Genomic DNA, 16,599 nt, shown 5'->3' on the forward strand with positions numbered 1-16,599 from the left:
ACCCGGGCGGAGCAACCGCTCCGCCCGGGCGCCTTGGCGTCAGTTGCCCTGCGTCACCGTGGCGGTGCTGTTGGTGCCGAGCTGGTTGACGGTCGAGGCGTTGCCGTTGCCGGTCTGCGTCACGAAGGCATCATTGTTGCTGCCGCTTTGCAGAATGTCCGACTCGTTCCCGATGCCGGTCTGCGAGACGTCCGCGAGGTTGTCGTCGCCCGACTGGTCGAGGAAGGCATCGTTCGACAGCCCGTTCTGGCTGAGCAGCGACGTGCCGTTGTCACCCGACTGGATGGTCTCGGCCACGTTGTAGAGCGATGCCGGCGGCAGGCCGGTCAAGGTCCCGGTCTGGGTGGTCGTGCTGGTGTTGTTCACGCCCGACTGGGTGGTGGTCGCCTGATTGCGCGTGCCGTTCTGGGTGATGGTCGCATCGCTCAACGAACCGCTCTGATCGATCGTCGCGGTGCTGAAGCCCTGCGAGCCGCTGACACCGTTCTGGTTGATCGTCGCTTCGTTGTCGATCGAGCTGACCTGCTGGATGATCACCGCTGCATCATTGCGCGCGCCAAACTGGTTGACGGTGGCAATGTCGCTGGTGCCCAGCTGATCGATATCGGCCGAGGAGTTGAGCGCGTTCTGGTTGACGTCGGCGAGGTTCTCGGTGCCGCTCTGGAGTATGTTGGCATTCATGCCCGCACCGTTCTGATCGACAAAGGCGTCGTTGAGATCGCCCGTCTGCAGCACCGTGGCGGTGCCCGACTTGTTGAGCTGGTTCACGGTCGAGTCGTTGTCGAAACCGCTCTGGGTGACGGTGGCGGTCAGCCCGCTGTCCGGCGCAGAGGTGAAGTCGCTCTGGGTGATGTTCGACACGTTGCTGCTGTTGGTCTGGTTGACCGTGGCGAGGAAGGTGTTCGAACCGGCGCCGTTGAAGGTCTGGGTGATCGAGGAATCGTTGAGCCCGGTCTGGTTGACGATCGCGTCCTGCGTGACCGAGTTGGCGCCGTTGGCCGACTGGGTAACGCTCGAGGTCGCGCCGCCCGACTGGGTGACGCTGGCGAACAGATCGCCGCCGCCGGCACCATTGACGGTCTGGGTCACGCCCGAATCCGATCCGCCGGTCTGGTTGATCACCGCCCGCAGCGCCGGGTTGTTGGCGCCGGTCGAGGCGTTTCCGGTCTGGATCACCGACGAGGTCGAATCGTCCTGGGTCACATCGGCCCGGAAGTTCTTCGAGCCATTGTTGGCTTCCTGCACTACGGTCGAATCCGCACCATTGCTCTGGGTCACGGTTGCGCGCAGCGTGCCGGTGAAGCCCGGGCCGTTGGCTTCCTGCGTGATCGACGAAATGTTGTCGTCACCGTTCTGGATGTTGTCGGCGATCAGGTTGAAGCTCGACGCCACGTTGGTCTGGCTGATCGAGGAATCGTTGCCGTTGCCCTGCTGGGTGATGCGGGCCTCGGGGTCTTCGGGCAGGGTGCCGATCGTGCCGTTCGCCGAGGCATCGTCCTGCGTGACGTTGGCGATGTTGTTGTCGCCGTCCTGAGTCACGTTGCTGAAGCCCGCGATCGAGGTCTGGTCGACGGTGGCCTGGTTGCCCACGCCGCTCTGTTCGACACCCGAAATGCCATTGATGCCGGTCTGGGTGACGGTGGCGGTGTTGGTGTCGCCGTCCTGATCGACGTCGGAATCATTGCCCGACCCGTTCTGGGTGACCATGGCGGTCTGGGCGTTGCCGGTCTGGTCGACGGTCGACACGTTCTGCGCAAGGGCCGGAGCGGCCAGGGCGAGGGCCAGCACCGAAGCGCCGGCAAGGATGGTATTCTTCATAACAAATTCCTTCATTGTTTCAATGACCTGCGATACTTGCGACATGCGATCCGGGGTTTTGCCCCGGTTATTGTATTGCGGGCGGAGGCATGGCCCCCGCCCGGATCAATCAGGTTCAGAACCCCTGCGTCACGGTCACCGTGCTGCCGGTGCCGGTCTGCGAGACGTTCGACAGGTTGTTGTTGCTGGACTGGGTGACGCTCGCCGAGTTGAGCGAGCCGGTCTGGGTGATGTTGGATTCATTCCCGTTGCCCGACTGCAGAACGTCGGCGCTGTTGCCGAGGCCATCGACCGTGCCGGTCTGGTTGATGTTGGACTCGTTCCCGCTGCCCAGCTGGGACAGTTCGGCGGTGCTGTTGAAGCCATCCTGCGTGACGAAGGAAACGTTGCTCGCGCCGCCCTGCGTGACGCTGGCCGAATTCTCCGAACGCGGCCCGCCCGCACCTGTCTGGGTGATGGTCGAGCTGGAGCCGTCCGATCCGACCAGCTGATCGACGAAGGCCAGATCGTTGCGGCCGGTCTGGTTGATGGTCGAGGTCGCCCCGATACCCGCCTGCAGCACGTCGGCCGCGTTGTTGAGCCCGGTCTGGCTCGAGTTCGAGGTGTTGCCGTCACCCGACTGGAGCACGATCAGGTCCTGCCCGGCCGTGCCCTGGAAGGCGAGGACATTGTTGCTGTCGCCGGTCTGGTCGATATCGGCAAAGGCGCTCTTGTTTTCCTGCACCAGATTGGAGGTGTTGCCATCGCCCATCTGGTTGACGTTGGCGGAGAGGTTCCCGTCGGCATTGCCGATCACGCCGAAGCCTTCGTCGCGCTGGGTCACGTTCGACAGGTTGCCGTTGCCCTGCTGGTTGACGACGGCAAGGAAGGTGTTGCTGCCGTCATTGTTGAAGGTCTGGGTGATGTTCGACGTGCTCGCCCCGTTCTGGGTAACGATCGCGTCCATGTTCACCGATTGGTCACCGCCTGCGTTCTGTTCGATCCGGGAGATGGCGCCGTTGCGCTGAGTCACGTTGGCCACCAGATCTCCCGCCCGGAAGCCCGAGGCGGTCTGTTCGATGATCGAGTCCGAGAAGCCCCGCTGGTTGACCGTCGCCCGCAGCTGCGAGGAACGCTCCCCGGCGGCCAGCTGGGTCACGGTCGAAGTGGAATCAGTCTGCGTCACCCGGGCATTGAGGTTGAGCGAGTGATCATTGGTCGCCGACTGGTCGATCAGCGAGTCCGAATTGCCGCGCTGGTCAACCGTGGCCCGCAGCGAACCGTTCTGGATCCCGACGCTCAAGTCCTGGATGATGGTCGAGACGTTGTTGTCGCCGGTCTGCTTCACATGCGCGTTCGAGTTGAAGTTGCCGGTGATGTTGATCTGCGAGATGTCCGAGGTGTTGTTGTTGCCGGTCTGCTCGACGAGCGCCTCGGGGTCATGCGGCATCAGCCCGATGGTGCCGCGCGGATCACCGTCGGTCTGGGTGATGTTCGAGGTGTTGTCGTTGCCGGTCTGGGTCACGTCGGCGCTGGCGTTGATCGCATCCTGATCGATCATCGAGCTGTTGCCCGAGCCAGTCTGGGCGACTTCGACAAGGTTGTCGTCGCCGTTCTGATCGACGTCCGAGGTGTTGGAGCCCGTCTGGCCGACGGTGGCGATATTGCCATCGCCGATCTGGTCGAGGGTCGAGGTGCTCTGCGCACCGGCCGAAGCGGCCATGGCGAGAGCGACGAGGGAAGCGCTGCTTACGAGAAAGGTCTTCATGGTTCAGTTGTCCTTGAAAAAAGAGACAGGATGCCGGGGCCGGATGAGGCTGCGCCCTCTCACCCGGCTGGCATGTTCGGCGGTTACGGCTGGCTCTGGAACACGGTCGCGTTGTGGCCTGTACCGGTCTGGCTGACGCTCGACGCGTTGTCGGCACCGCCCTGGGTGACACTGGCGGTGTTGCCGGTGCCGAGCTGGGTGATGGTCGATTCATTGAGCAGACCGCCATCGAGCTGGTTCAGGCTGGCGGTGTTGAAATCGCCGTTCTGCATGACATCCGATGTGCCCTGATCGCCACTTTGCGTGACATTGGCGGTGTTGCCGTCGCTCGCGGCCCCGGTGATGAACGTCAGGCTGCCATTGGTGCCCTGATTGATCACCGAGCTGTTGCCATTGCCTTCCTGACGCAGGGTAGCGGTCTGGTTTTCGCCGACCTGCGTGATCCCGACAGCGCCACCCGGTGCGCCCGAGATGTTGCCGTCGCCGATCTGGGTGATGTCGGCGATCTGGTTGCGACCATACTGGTTCAGGCGCTGGATGTTGGCGTTCCCGTTCTGGGTGACGCTCGCGCTCTGGTTTTCATTGAGTGCGGCAGACAGCGGCAGATTGACCGCGTTCTGATCGACTTCCGAGCGGTTGCCGACGCCGTCCTGGTCGATCGTGACGTCCGAATTGTTGGCAATGCCGACCACATCGGAGAAGTTGCTGGTGCCGTTCTGGTTCACGCTCACATCCGCGCCGCCGGCCAGCTGCCGCACGATCGAGACGTTGGTGGTCCCGTTCTGGATTACCTCGACATCGGCCCCCACCGCGCCGAACAGACCCCCTGCCTGAAACACCGAGCTGTCATTGCTGGTGCCGGTCTGGCTGACATTGACCGTCGCGCCGATCGCAGTGCCGGTCACCGACGAGGCGTTGCTGGTGCCGTCCTGGAAGATGTCGACTTCCGAACCCGCGCCGTTCTGGGTCACGCCCGAAGTGTTGCCGGTGCCCATCTGGGTTACCGCAAGGTTCGATGCCAAGCCGGTTTCGCTCGCTGTCGAGACGTTGCCGTCACCGGTCTGGTTGATGACCGCCACGGCGCCGAGGCCCGACTGGGTCAGGGTCGACTGGTTGAGCGTGCCGTTCTGGTTGACGGTGGTATTGGCCAGCTGGCCACTCTGGATGACGATCGAGCTGTTGTCGCTCGCACCGGCCGCCGAGGTGGTCTGGGTCACGCGGGTGATCGAGCCGTTGCCCGACTGGGTCACGCGCGAGAAGTCCGAATTGCCCGACTGGCTGACGATGGTGGTCGAGGCGCTTCCGGTCTGGCCGACGATGGACTCGTTGCCGATGCCTTCCTGACCGACCGTGACGGTCGAGCCGAAGCCGCTCTGGCCGACGGTCGACATGTTGCCCTCGCCGCCCAGAAGGCCCTGATTGACGGTCACGTTCGACAAGCTGCCCGACTGGTTGACGGTCGACATGTTGCTGGCACCGCCCTGATTGACGGTGGTGGACGACAGGCTGCCGGCCTGAGTCACGGCCGAGCCATTGTCGTCGCCGCCCTGATTGATGGTGACGAGCGAGCCGTCGCCCGACTGGGTCACCAGCGAGTCCCCGCCTTTGCCGGTCTGCGTCACCAGCGTATCGGAATTGTCGCCCGACTGGTTGACGTTCGACATGTTGCCGCCGCCCGACTGGCTGACGCTGGTCAGCGAATCATTGCCGCTCTGCGTGACGGTGGAGGTGTTGCCGACGTTGGTGATGCTCGAATCCTGCGTCACCATCACGGTCGCGCCGTCGCCGGTCTGGCCAACGATGCTGCCGTTGCTGGCGCCGGTCTGCATCACGTCCACCATCGATTCCGTGGCATCCTGCGTCACGCTCGAGATATTGTCGCTGCCGGTCTGGGTGACTTCGACGTCGCTGTCTTCGCCGTCCTGAGTGACGCCGCTCTGGTTGCCCTCGCCGGTCTGGGTGACCGTGGCGGTGTTATCGGTGGCGCTGGCCGATTGCAGGATGATCGAGCTGTTGGCGTCGCCCGCCGCGCTGGTCTGGGAAACGGTCGCCTCGTTGTTGCTGCCGTCCTGATCGATGTCGCTGGTGTTGGTGCCGGTGCCGCCCTGCGAGACCGAGGCCACTTCGCCGGAACCGGTCTGCTCGACGTCAGAGGTGTTCGGCACCCCCTGCGCCATCGCAGCCCCGGCCAGCGACAGCGCCATCAGTGACACGCCCGCCTTGATTGCCTTCTTCATAGCTGATTTCCTTCTGCGTTCTTGAAACTGTGCGACAGGTTCCAGCCCTGCGGGCGTTCGTGCGCCGCGGGTGCGTGAAATTGGGTGGTGAGGCGGGGAGCGCGGGCCGCGCGGACAGCAGCCACCGCGCCGGACGCAAGCGCCGGGGCGGGAGTGGATATGCTGACAGCAATGGGCCGCTCGGTAATCATGGTTGCATCCGCCTTGACGATAGGCGATACCGAGCATCGGCCACGGCGCATCAGACGCCGAGCCATTCTGGTGATCGCATACCATTCACTCGCGCGCATCGGAGTTGCCGCTCCTTTGCGTGCTTTGTTTTTTGCGGCCCGGCCGGCGTTTTTCACGCTCTTCCGGTTTGACCGCGAAGCCCCGTCTCAGGGCTTACGGAATTCCCCCATCAAGGCGTCACGATCCGTCACGCCTCTCATCGTCCTTGTCGCCATCGACCACAGTCAGCGCGGTCAGCGAGCCTGCCCGCTTGACCGCCTTCTGGATGTCGCTGGCATCGTAAAGTCCATCGCGCTCGGCGCGGTAGGCGGCGAGCAGCGGCATGGCCCCAGCCATGTCGTTGAAGCGCCACAGGTCGAGCTCCACGCCTTCGAGCACAAGGCCATAGACGGCCTTCTCGATCGCTTGCTGGAGCGCAATCTGATCGGGTTCGTTCGAGGTGATCCCGGCTTCGGCCTCCAGCAGCTCGCGGAAGGCGACGAATTTGAACGCGCTTGCGCCCAGCGCCTGGCTGGCGATGGTCTTGGAGGCGGTGACATTGGCGAGAACCTCGCCCGTCCGCACCGAGACCGCGCGCAGATACACGGTCACCGTGTCCTGCCGGTATTCGGTCCGCGCGCCGATGCCGAGGAAGGCCGCGCCCGCACCGCCGGTGACGGTGTTGGTGTCGTAGCCGACAATCCCGCCTTCCAGCAGCACGCCGGCAAACAGCAGCGCGGGCAGAGCGTTGGGATCGACTTCCTGCTCGCCCAGATAGCGCTTGCGCATTTCGCCAATGATCTGGCGTTCTTTCAGCAGGTTATCTAGCCGTTCACGCTCGACCACGGTGAACCAGTTGCGGTTGCCCGCATCCTGCAACGCCTTGACGAGGATCGAGCTCGCCCCCTGCGTCACCGCGCGCGACAGGGTCTGGCCCTGCTCGCTCGGCTTGAACTGGCCGGTCTGGTCGGTGAAGCCATAGACCGCGATCGCCACCGGCCGCTGCGGCGGCGGAAGCTGATTCAGCAGGGTCTGGGTCTGGGTCTTCTTGGGGAAATAGGCGAGGCTGGTGGTGGTCGGCAGGGCATTTCGCCCGTCCTGCGGCATGCTCATGCAGCCGCCCGTGGCCAGCGCGGTGAGGGACATCAGGGCAAGGGATGCGAGCTTGCGCATGTCCTGCCTCAATTCACTTCGATGAACAGCGGCACGACGATCCGGGTTTCCTCACCCGTGGTGTCGTTGCGGATGATCAGCGTGACCTCTTCAAGCGAGCGGAAGAACTCGATCGTCTGGCCGCCGAAGCTGATGGTTCCGGATTCTTGCGGATTGTCACCGAAGATCGCATCGACGATCTGGGACGACAGCGCCGACAGCAGCCGCGATTGCAGCTGGCGGGCGAAAATGTCGGCCTGGGAGTTGCTGGAGGTAGCGCGCGGATCGCGGAAATCGTTGTTGGCGTTGGCGACGCCGAGCACATGCTGGGAATTGAACGGATTGCCACCAAAGGTCGGGCTGATCGGTTCGTGGACGAGATCCTGCGCTGCCAGCGGCGCCGTCAACGCAACCGCGCACGCCCAAAGGCCTGTCTTCCAGATACTCATTGTAATCCCCCAAACTTACCAAGGAACGTGGGTCTGGGGTATTTTCCCCATTTGACGTTCGAAGTCTTTCGACTCGGCGACTCGGTAAGGCAATGTTAGGGGTTATTAACAGTCTGTAAAGTAACTTCGCTCTGACATCGCGGAATCGTCCGGTTCCTAGACGGTTGCAAAGCCTGCATTAATTTCGGGCGCGCCGAGGGGGCGGATGATGCCTCCAAAATGGATGTTTGTGCGAAAAATCACCTGCCGCGCGGCGTTTTCTGCGACGGTTCCGGGCACATCATCCGGGCCTGCGCCGCTCTCATGCGGGTATGCAAAGGGGCGGCGCAATCGCTCGCGCCGCCCCCCGCATCGCTCACGCGATTACTCGGTTTCGCTCAACCCTGCCGACATCGCGCCGATGGTCTTGGCGACATCTTCGCGGACCTTGTCGTTGTGCTCGTCGACGGTCATGAGGTCCTTGCCGTCCTTGTCGAGCAGCATCGCCTTCTGGCCCGAGCCGACCGGCGCCAGGCGCACGCTCAGCGGACGCGGAGCGAGGGTGTTGCTGGCGCCATTGCCGCCATCGACCACCCCGCCGATGATCCCGCCGGCCAGAATGTTGCCGAAGGTCGAACCGGCCAGCCGCGACTGGATCAGCACATAGACCGGCTCGTAACCCGGCTTTGAGATGTCGACGCGGGTGTCGGCGCCGCGCTTCAGTTCCAGCGTGCAGGGCGAGGTGCACTTGAGCCCGTTGAGGAACACGATATCCGCGCCCGTGGGGTCGGTTTCGGTCATGTAATCGATATTGGTGCCGTTCATGACGGTGGCACAGCCCGACAGCGCAGTGCCCGCCACGATGGCGAGCACCAGAGACTTCATTTTCATATTGGAGCGTTCCCTGTTTGATGATCCCCCCTCGGGATCAACCCGTCCAGTTAACGCCATCGCCCGACCGGGCCAACAAAAAAGGCGGCACCATCGCTGGCGCCGCCTTTCTCTTGTCGGTCAAAGACCGCGGTATCGAGCTTACTTCAGCTCGACGGTGCCGCCGGCTTCTTCGATCTTCTTCTTGATTTCTTCGGCTTCGGCCTTGTTCACGCCTTCCTTGATCGCCTTGGGGGTCGATTCAACGAGGGTCTTGGCTTCGGTCAGGCCGAGGCCGGTGATGGCGCGGACTTCCTTGATGACCTGGATCTTCTTCCCGCCGTCGCCGGTCAGGATGACGTCGAATTCGGTCTGCTCTTCGACAGCTTCGGCAGCAGCGGCCGGGCCGGCAGCAACCGCGACAGCAGCAGCGGCGCTGACGCCCCATGCTTCTTCGAGGGCCTTGGCGAGGTCGGCGGCTTCGAGCACGGTCAGCTTCGAAAGTTCTTCAACAAGCTTGGCAATATCGGCCATGATGGTTCACTCCAAATTGTGGCGGGGCAAATGGCACTATTGCCTTGGCCCCAACAGATTGTTTCGTCTGGCGAAAAACGTCTCTTAGGCGGCCTTGTCCGCATACGCGGCAAACACACGGGCGACCTTCGCGGCGGGCGCGGTAACGACCTGGGCGATCTTCGTCGCCGGGGCGTTGACCAGACCGATGAGCTTGGCGCGCAGTTCGTCGAGGCTGGGCATCGAGGCAAGCGCCTTGACCCCGGCTTCGTCGAGAACGACCGAACCCATCGAACCGCCGACGATTTCGAGCTTGTCGTTCGTCTTGGCGAATTCGACAGCGGCCTTGGCAGCCGCGACCGGATCTTGCGACCAGGCCAGCCCGACCGGACCGGTGAGCATGTCACCGAGCCCGACATAGTCGGTGTTTTCAAGGGCGAGATTGGCGAGACGGTTCTTCGCAACCTTGTAGGTCGCACCAGCTTCGCGCATCTTGTTACGCAGGGCAGTGGACTGGGCCACCGTCATGCCGAGGTTGCGGGTGACGACCACCACGGAAACCTCGTTGAAGACCGCATTGAGCTGGGCAACCGCGTCGGCTTTCTGCGAACGATCCATGCCATACTCCTTCACAAATGGCCGCGAAGGATGGCTCCCGCGCGACCGGCTACGTTTTGTCCATGCCGGAGCGAATGCTCCGAACACGGGCGAGTCCGTCGATAGGGAAGGAGGGTGTGCCATCAGGCCTGCTGGCCGACACGAACGGACAAGACCGCACAGCGGCTGCCCGAAAAATCTCGTTTCCCCGTCTAGGCTGGACATTAAGAAGGCCAGATTGCCTTCACCAACTGTCTCGGACGGATGACCGGGCGTGGGCACGAGGCCCGCCGGTCGGAGCGGGCCTCTAGGGAAATCGCTGGAAGAGTCAAGGCTGCTGTTGGTTCGCCAGCGCAGCGCGCGCCTCGGCGATCGCGGCGTCGAGCTGCGGTTCCGGGAAATGCGGGCGGGCCAGTTCCATCACCTTCAGCGCGGGTGCCAACATCGCCGGATCGCCCTTGGCCTGAAGCGCGCGGTAATAGCCCCAGATCGCCACCAGCGGCACATCGATCCGCCCGTCCTGCTGCAGCCCGGCGGCGAGCGGCGCAGCATCGCCCGCCACGGCCTGCGCGACCAGAGCGAGGCTGCGTTCGTCAGGCCAGAGTTCGCGCGGCGCAGGCGTCTTGCCTCGTGCCGCGACCACCGCATCGGCGGCGGCGGCGACGGAAAAAGGGTTCTGGCCGGTCACGAGCCGCCCGTCGGTGACCACGTGGGGCAACATGATCGGCGCATCCGAGACGTCCGCGCCCAGCCTGCGAAGCTCGCTTTCAAGCAGGAACGGGAAATGCGGCACCCATTGCTTGCCGAACATCTGCTCTTCCTCGTCGGCAAAGCCGGTGACGCGGCGGCCGCTGATCCAGTGGGTTCCATCGGCGTTGCGGATGCGGGCGAAGACGGCCGGGCCGTGACAGACAGCCGCAACCACACCGCCGCGCGCCTCGGTCTCGACCAGCAGGGACTGGAGCAGCTGGCTGAAAGGCAGATCGAACATCGCGCCCTTGCCGCCGATCACCATGATGGCGGCATATTGGCCGTTCATGTCGGCAGACAGGGGCAGGGTCTGCGCCAGCTTGCGCAGCGCCTCGGCATCGGCGGCAAAGGCGGCGTTGTAGGGCTTGGCCGGGTCGTGTTCGTCGGCGACGACCGCGCCGCCTGCCGGGCTGGCGATGTCGACGCGGAACCCGTTGGCGCGCAGCACGAGCCAGGCTTGCGACAGTTCATCCATCTCGAACCCCGGCTGTGTCTTGCCGTCGTCTCGGCCGTGACTGCTGACGACCAGAAGAACGCGGTCGGTCGGTGTGGCGGCGTGGGCTTGAAAGGCGCCCAGCAACAGGGCGCAAAACAGGGTGATCCAGCGGACCATGATATTCTCCGGATTGTGAGGGACAGGGTAGGGCCGCCGGTCGGCGGCGGCGGCCCTTGGTGCCGGGTCAGTCGGCTTCGTAAGCGAGCAGGTCGCCCGGCTGGCATTCCAGTTCGCGGCAGATCGCGGCGAGGGTGGAGAAGCGGATCGCCTTGGCCTTGCCGGTCTTCAGAATCGACAGGTTGGCGAGGGTGAGGCCGACGCGCTCCGCCAGTTCGGTGAGCGTCATGCGGCGGGCGTGGAGCAGGTCGTCGAGCTTCACCATGATGCGGGTTCCTTCGAGATCGTCGTTGATGGGGGGCATCACACGGTTCCTTCCAGATCGTCCCGCATCGCGGCACCGTGGCGGAACACCCGGGCGAGGATGAAGAGGACGATGACCAGCAGGACCGGGATCACGTCGATGTCGAAGGATGTGTCCATCGTCACCTCGCGGAACTGGTCGACCCAGTCCGCCATCCCGACGGCGGCGCGTTGGGCTGCGAACTTGGCAGCGTAGATAGCGACTTGCAGCCACGCCATCGCGGCCAGCCGGTCGGCGTTTTCAGGGACGAAGGGGTCCCCTGCCGCCACAGTGTCGATGATGCCGCGCAGCTTTCCGAAGAACAGGAAGACCAGCGCCACCACCACGAGAACGCAGGCGAGCAGCAGCATGAGCGGCAGGATCGGCATGGCGAGCGCATCGGGCCCGACTTCGGCGATCACCTCGGCGTTCATCTGGTCCTTGATGAACAGGATGGCGGGTATAATCAGGACGATCACGGCTGCAGCGACAGCCATGGCCCCCTGGATCAGCAGGGTCAGCGTCTTGCCCGCCAGCAGCAGCGGGTCTTGTTTAGGCGCGTTCATGATGTGGTCTCCTTGGATCGGGCTGTGTCCGGCAGCTCAGGCGAGTTCAGCGACGGACAGCGTCACAGGCGCGGCGGCCTGTGCGGGCGGGACGGTGACAATCGCGCCGATCGAGGCGATCGACAGGACGAAGGCGGCGCAGGCGGCAAGAACGCTGTTGGTCAGGCGGGTCATATCGTTTTCCTTTCGGTTGCTCATTGTTATTCAATAAAACCCCTCTAACCCGATTCGCGGCATATCGTCAATCAATAATATTGAAAAACGATATTGAGCGCGTCGTTTTTCGGCAAGGCCCCTGTGATTGGCGCTGCTGGAAGGCCCTGTTCTCCCCCGCATTGACAACGCCGGGAGCGGCTCCTACATCGCGCTCTCGCCCGCTTCGAGCAGGGCCGATTCATGCGCGGGAATCGGCTTTCGGATGGAAGCGGCGACACGCCATTATCGCGACGCTAGACGAATGCTGCTGCCGACCTGCGAAAAGCGCGGGGCTGGGCAAGCAGCTTTTGCGCGTTCGCAATGGCGGCTTTTATCGCGTGGAGCACAGCGATTTTCCCCGTCCGCGCGGCACTCCCCGCGCGGCCCAATTGAAGAGGCCCACTCCCTCATGGCAACCAAGGCGAAGCCGCCCGTCACCCGCAGCCGCAAGGCGCAAGGGACCGCCAAGAAGCGCATCCGCAAGATCTTCGGCGACATCCACGAAGTGGTGCAGATGCCGAACCTGATCGAGGTTCAGCGCGAAAGCTACGAACAGTTCCTGCGCTCGGACAAGGCCACGGGCTATGTCTCGGGCCTCGAAAAGACCCTGCGTTCGGTGTTCCCGATCCGCGATTTCGCCGGCACCGCCGAGCTTGATTTCGTTCATTACGAACTAGAAGAGCCCAAGTACGACACCACCGAGTGCCGTCAGCGCGGCATCACCTATGCCGCCCCGATGAAGGTCACGCTGCGCCTGATTGTCTTTGAGGTCGACAGCGAAACCGAAACCCGCTCGGTCCTCGATATCAAGGAGCAGGATGTCTACATGGGCGACATGCCCCTGATGACGGACAACGGCACCTTCATCATCAACGGCACTGAGCGCGTGATCGTCAGCCAGATGCACCGTTCGCCGGGCGTGCTGTTCGATCACGATCGCGGCAAGACCCACTCCTCGGGCAAGCTGCTGTTTGCTGCCCGCGTGATCCCGTACCGCGGTTCGTGGCTCGATTTCGAATTCGACGCCAAGGACATCGTCAACGTCCGCATCGACCGCAAGCGCAAGCTGCCGGTCACCGCGCTGCTCTATGCGCTTGGCCTCGATGCCGAGGACATTCTTGCGCACTTCTACAACACCGTTGTGTGGGACCGCGCCAAGGACGGGTGGAAGATCCCCTTCGTGGCCGAACAATGGCGCGGGTCCAAGCCGACCTTCCCGCTGATCGACGCGGCCACGGGCGAGGAAGTCTTCGCCGCGGGCACCAAGATTTCGCCGCGCGCCGCCAACAAGGCCGCCAAGGATGGCCTCGCCGATCTGCTGCTGCCGACCGAGGAAGTCGTCAGCCGCTACGCCGCGCGTGACATGATCGACGAAAGCACCGGCCGCATCTACATCGAAGCCGGTGACGAATTGACGCTTGAGCATGTCGAGATGTTCGACAAGGCCGGGATCGACCGGCTCGAACTGCTCGACATCGACGAGATCAACACCGGCCCGTGGATCCGCAACACGCTCAAGGCCGACAAGGCCGAGAACCGCGACGAGGGTCTCGAAGCGATCTACAAGGTCATGCGTCCGGGCGAACCGCCGACGAAGGAAACCGCCGAAGCGCTGTTCGAAGGCCTGTTCTTCGATGCCGAACGCTATGACCTGTCGGCCGTGGGCCGCGTAAAGCTGAACATGCGTCTGGGTCTCGAGTGCGAAGACACCATCACCACGCTGCGCAAGGAAGATATCCTCGCGGTGGTGAAGGAGCTTGTCGGCCTCAAGGACGGCAAGGGCGAAGTCGACGACATCGATAACCTCGGCAACCGCCGCGTGCGTTCGGTGGGCGAGCTGCTGGAAAACCAGTATCGCGTCGGCCTGCTGCGCATGGAGCGCGCGGTGAAGGAGCGCATGAGCTCGGTCGACGTCTCGACCGTGATGCCGAACGACCTGATCAACGCCAAGCCCGCCGTGGCCGCGGTGCGCGAGTTCTTCGGTTCCTCGCAGCTGTCGCAGTTCATGGACCAGACCAACCCGCTGTCGGAAGTCACCCACAAGCGCCGCGTGTCGGCCTTGGGCCCGGGTGGTCTCACCCGTGAGCGCGCGGGCTTTGAAGTCCGCGACGTTCACCCGACCCACTATGGCCGCATCTGCCCGATCGAAACGCCGGAAGGCCCGAACATCGGTCTGATCAACTCTCTTGCGAGCTTCAGCCGCGTCAACAAGTACGGCTTCATCGAAACCCCCTACCGCAAGGTCGTGGACGGCAAGGTGACCGCAGACGTGATCTACCTCTCCGCGATGGAAGAGCAGAAGCACACCGTGGCGCAGGCTTCGGCCGAGCTGACGGAAGACGGCTCCTTCGTGGAAGAGCTGGTCTCGGCGCGTCACAATGGCGACAACCTGATGGCCCCGCGCGAACACGTCACCCTGATGGACGTGTCGCCCAAGCAGCTCGTCTCGGTCGCGGCATCGCTCATTCCGTTCCTGGAAAACGATGACGCCAACCGCGCGCTGATGGGTTCCAACATGCAGCGTCAGGCCGTGCCGCTCGTGAAGGCGGAAGCGCCGTGGGTCGGCACCGGCATGGAAGAAACCGTGGCGCGCGATTCCGGCGCGGCGATTGCGGCCAAGCGCGGCGGGATCGTCGACCAGGTCGACGCCACCCGCATCGTGATCCGTGCGATCGGCGATGTCGAACCCGGCCAGTCGGGCGTCGACATCTACACGCTGCAGAAGTTCCAGCGTTCGAACCAGAACACCTGCATCAACCAGCGTCCGCTGGTGAAGGTGGGTGACGTGATCGAAGCCGGCGACATCATCGCCGACGGCCCCTCGACCGATCTGGGCGAGCTGGCGCTGGGCAAGAACAGCCTCGTCGCCTTCATGCCGTGGAATGGCTACAACTACGAAGACTCGATCCTGATCAGCGAACGCATCGTGAAGGACGACGTCTTCACCTCGATCCACATCGAGGAGTTCGAAGTCATGGCCCGTGATACCAAGCTCGGGCCGGAAGACATCACACGCGACATTCCCAATGTCGGCGAGGAAGCCCTGCGCAACCTCGACGAAGCGGGCATCGTCTATATCGGTGCGGAAGTTCACCCCGGTGACATTCTGGTCGGCAAGATCACGCCCAAGGGCGAATCGCCGATGACCCCGGAAGAAAAGCTGCTGCGCGCGATCTTCGGCGAAAAGGCGAGCGACGTGCGTGACACCTCGCTGCGTCTGCCGCCAGGTGTGGCGGGCACGATCGTCGAAGTCCGGGTGTTCAACCGCCACGGGATCGAGATCGACGACCGTACCCGTGCGATCCAGAACGAGGAAATCGAACGCCTCCGCAAGGACGCGGCTGACGAACGCAACATCCTCAACCGGGCAACCTACAACCGCCTGCGCGACATGTTGGTCGGTCAGACCGCTTCGGCAGCGCCCAAGGGCGCGAAGAAGGGTGCGGAAATCACCGCCGAAATGCTCGACGAGCTCGAGCGCTTCGAATGGTTCAAGTTCGCGGTCGCGGATGATGGCCGTCAGGCGCAGATCGAAGCGGTGAAGTCGCAATACGACGAAGCCGTGGCGGTGATCGATGCCAAGTTCCAGGACCGCAAGGAAAAGCTGGAGCGTGGTGACGAGCTGGCGCCGGGCGTGCTCAAGATGGTCAAGGTCTTCGTCGCGGTGAAGCGCAAGCTGCAGCCGGGCGACAAGATGGCCGGCCGTCACGGGAACAAGGGTGTCATCAGCCGCATCCTGCCGGTCGAGGACATGCCGTTCCTCGCCGACGGGACGCATGTCGACCTCGTGCTCAACCCGCTGGGCGTGCCGTCGCGCATGAACGTCGGGCAGATCTTCGAAACGCACCTCGGCTTTGCGGCCCGCGCCTTGGGTCACGAAATCAAGGATATGCTGACGGAATGGCATGCGGCCAATCCGAATGCTGCCGAAGATTACGCCAATGTCGCTCCGCCGGCCGCGGTCGTGGATCGTCTGAAGGACATCTACGGCGATCAGTATTTCGAGGATCTCGAAAGCCGCACTACCGCCGATATCGTCGAGCTGGCGGGCAACCTTTCGGCCGGTGTGCCGATGGGGACTCCGGTGTTCGACGGCGCGCGCGAAGCCGACGTTTCGGACATGCTGGTCAAGGCGGGGATCGATTCCTCGGGCCAGAGCGTCCTTTATGACGGCCGCACCGGTGAGGCGTTCGACCGCAAGGTGACCGTGGGCATCATCTACATGCTCAAGCTTCACCACCTTGTGGACGACAAGATCCACGCGCGTTCGATCGGGCCCTACTCGCTCGTTACCCAGCAGCCGCTGGGCGGCAAGGCGCAGTTCGGCGGCCAGCGCTTCGGCGAAATGGAGGTCTGGGCGCTCCAGGCCTACGGTGCGGCTTACACCTTGCAGGAAATGCTGACGGTGAAGTCCGACGACGTGGTCGGTCGCACCAAGGTCTACGAAGCGATCGTCAAGGGCGACGACACCTTCGAGGCCGGTATTCCCGAGAGCTTCAACGTGCTCGTCAAGGAAATGCGCTCGCTAGGTCTGAACGTCGAACTGAAGTCGCTCCTCGACGAGGATGACGCCGACCAGACCGACTACAGCGCGATTGCAGCGGAGTAAGGCGCGGGGCC

At 63.5% G+C, this 16,599-nt stretch carries 13 protein-coding genes; 1 reads left to right on the forward strand and 12 read right to left on the reverse strand.

Features of this window, described 5'->3' with window-relative positions; translation table 11 throughout:
- Positions 1 to 39 precede the first annotated feature (39 nt).
- The 12 genes from BZF59_RS00360 to BZF59_RS16285 form a co-directional block, all read right to left on the reverse strand.
- On the reverse strand, positions 40 to 1,818 hold the full coding sequence (locus BZF59_RS00360) for a beta strand repeat-containing protein (protein WP_143738035.1): 1,779 nt from the start codon (positions 1,816 to 1,818) through the stop codon (positions 40 to 42).
- Positions 1,819 to 1,933: 115 nt separating this feature from the next.
- Positions 1,934 to 3,565, reverse strand: coding sequence for a beta strand repeat-containing protein (locus tag BZF59_RS00365; protein ID WP_086606268.1), 1,632 nt, complete (start codon positions 3,563 to 3,565; stop codon positions 1,934 to 1,936).
- An 83-nt stretch (positions 3,566 to 3,648) separates the two neighbouring features.
- Entirely contained in the window at positions 3,649 to 5,802 is a 2,154-nt protein-coding gene (locus BZF59_RS00370) for a beta strand repeat-containing protein (protein ID WP_158094221.1), read from the reverse strand.
- A 408-nt stretch (positions 5,803 to 6,210) separates the two neighbouring features.
- Positions 6,211 to 7,185, reverse strand: coding sequence for a CsgG/HfaB family protein (locus tag BZF59_RS00375; protein WP_086606270.1), 975 nt, complete (start codon positions 7,183 to 7,185; stop codon positions 6,211 to 6,213).
- Between the two features lie 8 nt (positions 7,186 to 7,193).
- On the reverse strand, positions 7,194 to 7,613 hold the full coding sequence (locus BZF59_RS00380) for a curli assembly protein CsgF (protein WP_086606271.1): 420 nt from the start codon (positions 7,611 to 7,613) through the stop codon (positions 7,194 to 7,196).
- 363 nt (positions 7,614 to 7,976) lie between these two features.
- On the reverse strand, positions 7,977 to 8,483 hold the full coding sequence (locus BZF59_RS00385; RefSeq protein ID WP_143738036.1) for a PEGA domain-containing protein: 507 nt from the start codon (positions 8,481 to 8,483) through the stop codon (positions 7,977 to 7,979).
- 141 nt (positions 8,484 to 8,624) lie between these two features.
- Entirely contained in the window at positions 8,625 to 8,996 is a 372-nt protein-coding gene (gene rplL, locus BZF59_RS00390; RefSeq protein WP_086606273.1) for a 50S ribosomal protein L7/L12, read from the reverse strand.
- 84 nt (positions 8,997 to 9,080) lie between these two features.
- Positions 9,081 to 9,593, reverse strand: coding sequence for a 50S ribosomal protein L10 (rplJ, locus tag BZF59_RS00395; RefSeq protein ID WP_086606274.1), 513 nt, complete (start codon positions 9,591 to 9,593; stop codon positions 9,081 to 9,083).
- A gap of 307 nt (positions 9,594 to 9,900) precedes the next feature.
- Positions 9,901 to 10,935 (reverse strand): type 1 glutamine amidotransferase domain-containing protein, encoded by a 1,035-nt coding sequence (locus BZF59_RS00400; protein ID WP_086606275.1) that lies wholly within the window; start codon positions 10,933 to 10,935, stop codon positions 9,901 to 9,903.
- Positions 10,936 to 11,002: 67 nt separating this feature from the next.
- On the reverse strand, positions 11,003 to 11,239 hold the full coding sequence (locus tag BZF59_RS00405; protein ID WP_086606276.1) for a helix-turn-helix domain-containing protein: 237 nt from the start codon (positions 11,237 to 11,239) through the stop codon (positions 11,003 to 11,005).
- The gene (locus tag BZF59_RS00410) at positions 11,239 to 11,784 is read right to left on the reverse strand and encodes a DUF2975 domain-containing protein (RefSeq protein ID WP_086606277.1); all 546 of its coding nucleotides are present in this window, start codon (positions 11,782 to 11,784) and stop codon (positions 11,239 to 11,241) included. Before BZF59_RS00410 ends, BZF59_RS00405 begins: the two co-directional genes overlap by 1 nt.
- Before the next feature lie 36 nt (positions 11,785 to 11,820).
- Positions 11,821 to 11,958 (reverse strand): hypothetical protein, encoded by a 138-nt coding sequence (locus tag BZF59_RS16285; RefSeq protein ID WP_169712037.1) that lies wholly within the window; start codon positions 11,956 to 11,958, stop codon positions 11,821 to 11,823.
- Positions 11,959 to 12,388: 430 nt separating this feature from the next.
- Between BZF59_RS16285 and rpoB the strand changes: the two genes are divergently transcribed.
- Positions 12,389 to 16,588, forward strand: coding sequence for a DNA-directed RNA polymerase subunit beta (gene rpoB / locus BZF59_RS00415; RefSeq protein WP_086606278.1), 4,200 nt, complete (start codon positions 12,389 to 12,391; stop codon positions 16,586 to 16,588).
- Positions 16,589 to 16,599: the final 11 nt, after the last annotated feature.

The sequence above is a fragment of the Erythrobacter donghaensis genome (genome assembly GCF_002155425.1).
Taxonomy (GTDB): Bacteria; Pseudomonadota; Alphaproteobacteria; order Sphingomonadales; family Sphingomonadaceae; genus Erythrobacter; species Erythrobacter donghaensis.

Excerpts from the sequence above, each read along its gene's own strand:
- BZF59_RS00360 (WP_143738035.1), bottom strand. The coding sequence starts at position 1,818 with ATGAAGAATACCATCCTTGCCGGCGCTTCGGTGCTGGCCCTCGCCCTG.
- BZF59_RS00365 (WP_086606268.1), bottom strand. The coding sequence starts at position 3,565 with ATGAAGACCTTTCTCGTAAGCAGCGCTTCCCTCGTCGCTCTCGCCATG.
- BZF59_RS00370 (WP_158094221.1), bottom strand. The coding sequence starts at position 5,802 with ATGAAGAAGGCAATCAAGGCGGGCGTGTCACTGATGGCGCTGTCGCTG.
- BZF59_RS00375 (WP_086606270.1), bottom strand. The coding sequence starts at position 7,185 with ATGCGCAAGCTCGCATCCCTTGCCCTGATGTCCCTCACCGCGCTGGCC.
- BZF59_RS00380 (WP_086606271.1), bottom strand. The coding sequence starts at position 7,613 with ATGAGTATCTGGAAGACAGGCCTTTGGGCGTGCGCGGTTGCGTTGACG.
- BZF59_RS00385 (WP_143738036.1), bottom strand. The coding sequence starts at position 8,483 with ATGAAAATGAAGTCTCTGGTGCTCGCCATCGTGGCGGGCACTGCGCTG.
- rplL (WP_086606273.1), bottom strand. The coding sequence starts at position 8,996 with ATGGCCGATATTGCCAAGCTTGTTGAAGAACTTTCGAAGCTGACCGTG.
- rplJ (WP_086606274.1), bottom strand. The coding sequence starts at position 9,593 with ATGGATCGTTCGCAGAAAGCCGACGCGGTTGCCCAGCTCAATGCGGTC.
- BZF59_RS00400 (WP_086606275.1), bottom strand. The coding sequence starts at position 10,935 with ATGGTCCGCTGGATCACCCTGTTTTGCGCCCTGTTGCTGGGCGCCTTT.
- BZF59_RS00405 (WP_086606276.1), bottom strand. The coding sequence starts at position 11,239 with ATGCCCCCCATCAACGACGATCTCGAAGGAACCCGCATCATGGTGAAG.
- BZF59_RS00410 (WP_086606277.1), bottom strand. The coding sequence starts at position 11,784 with ATGAACGCGCCTAAACAAGACCCGCTGCTGCTGGCGGGCAAGACGCTG.
- BZF59_RS16285 (WP_169712037.1), bottom strand. The coding sequence starts at position 11,958 with ATGACCCGCCTGACCAACAGCGTTCTTGCCGCCTGCGCCGCCTTCGTC.
- rpoB (WP_086606278.1), top strand. The coding sequence starts at position 12,389 with ATGGCAACCAAGGCGAAGCCGCCCGTCACCCGCAGCCGCAAGGCGCAA.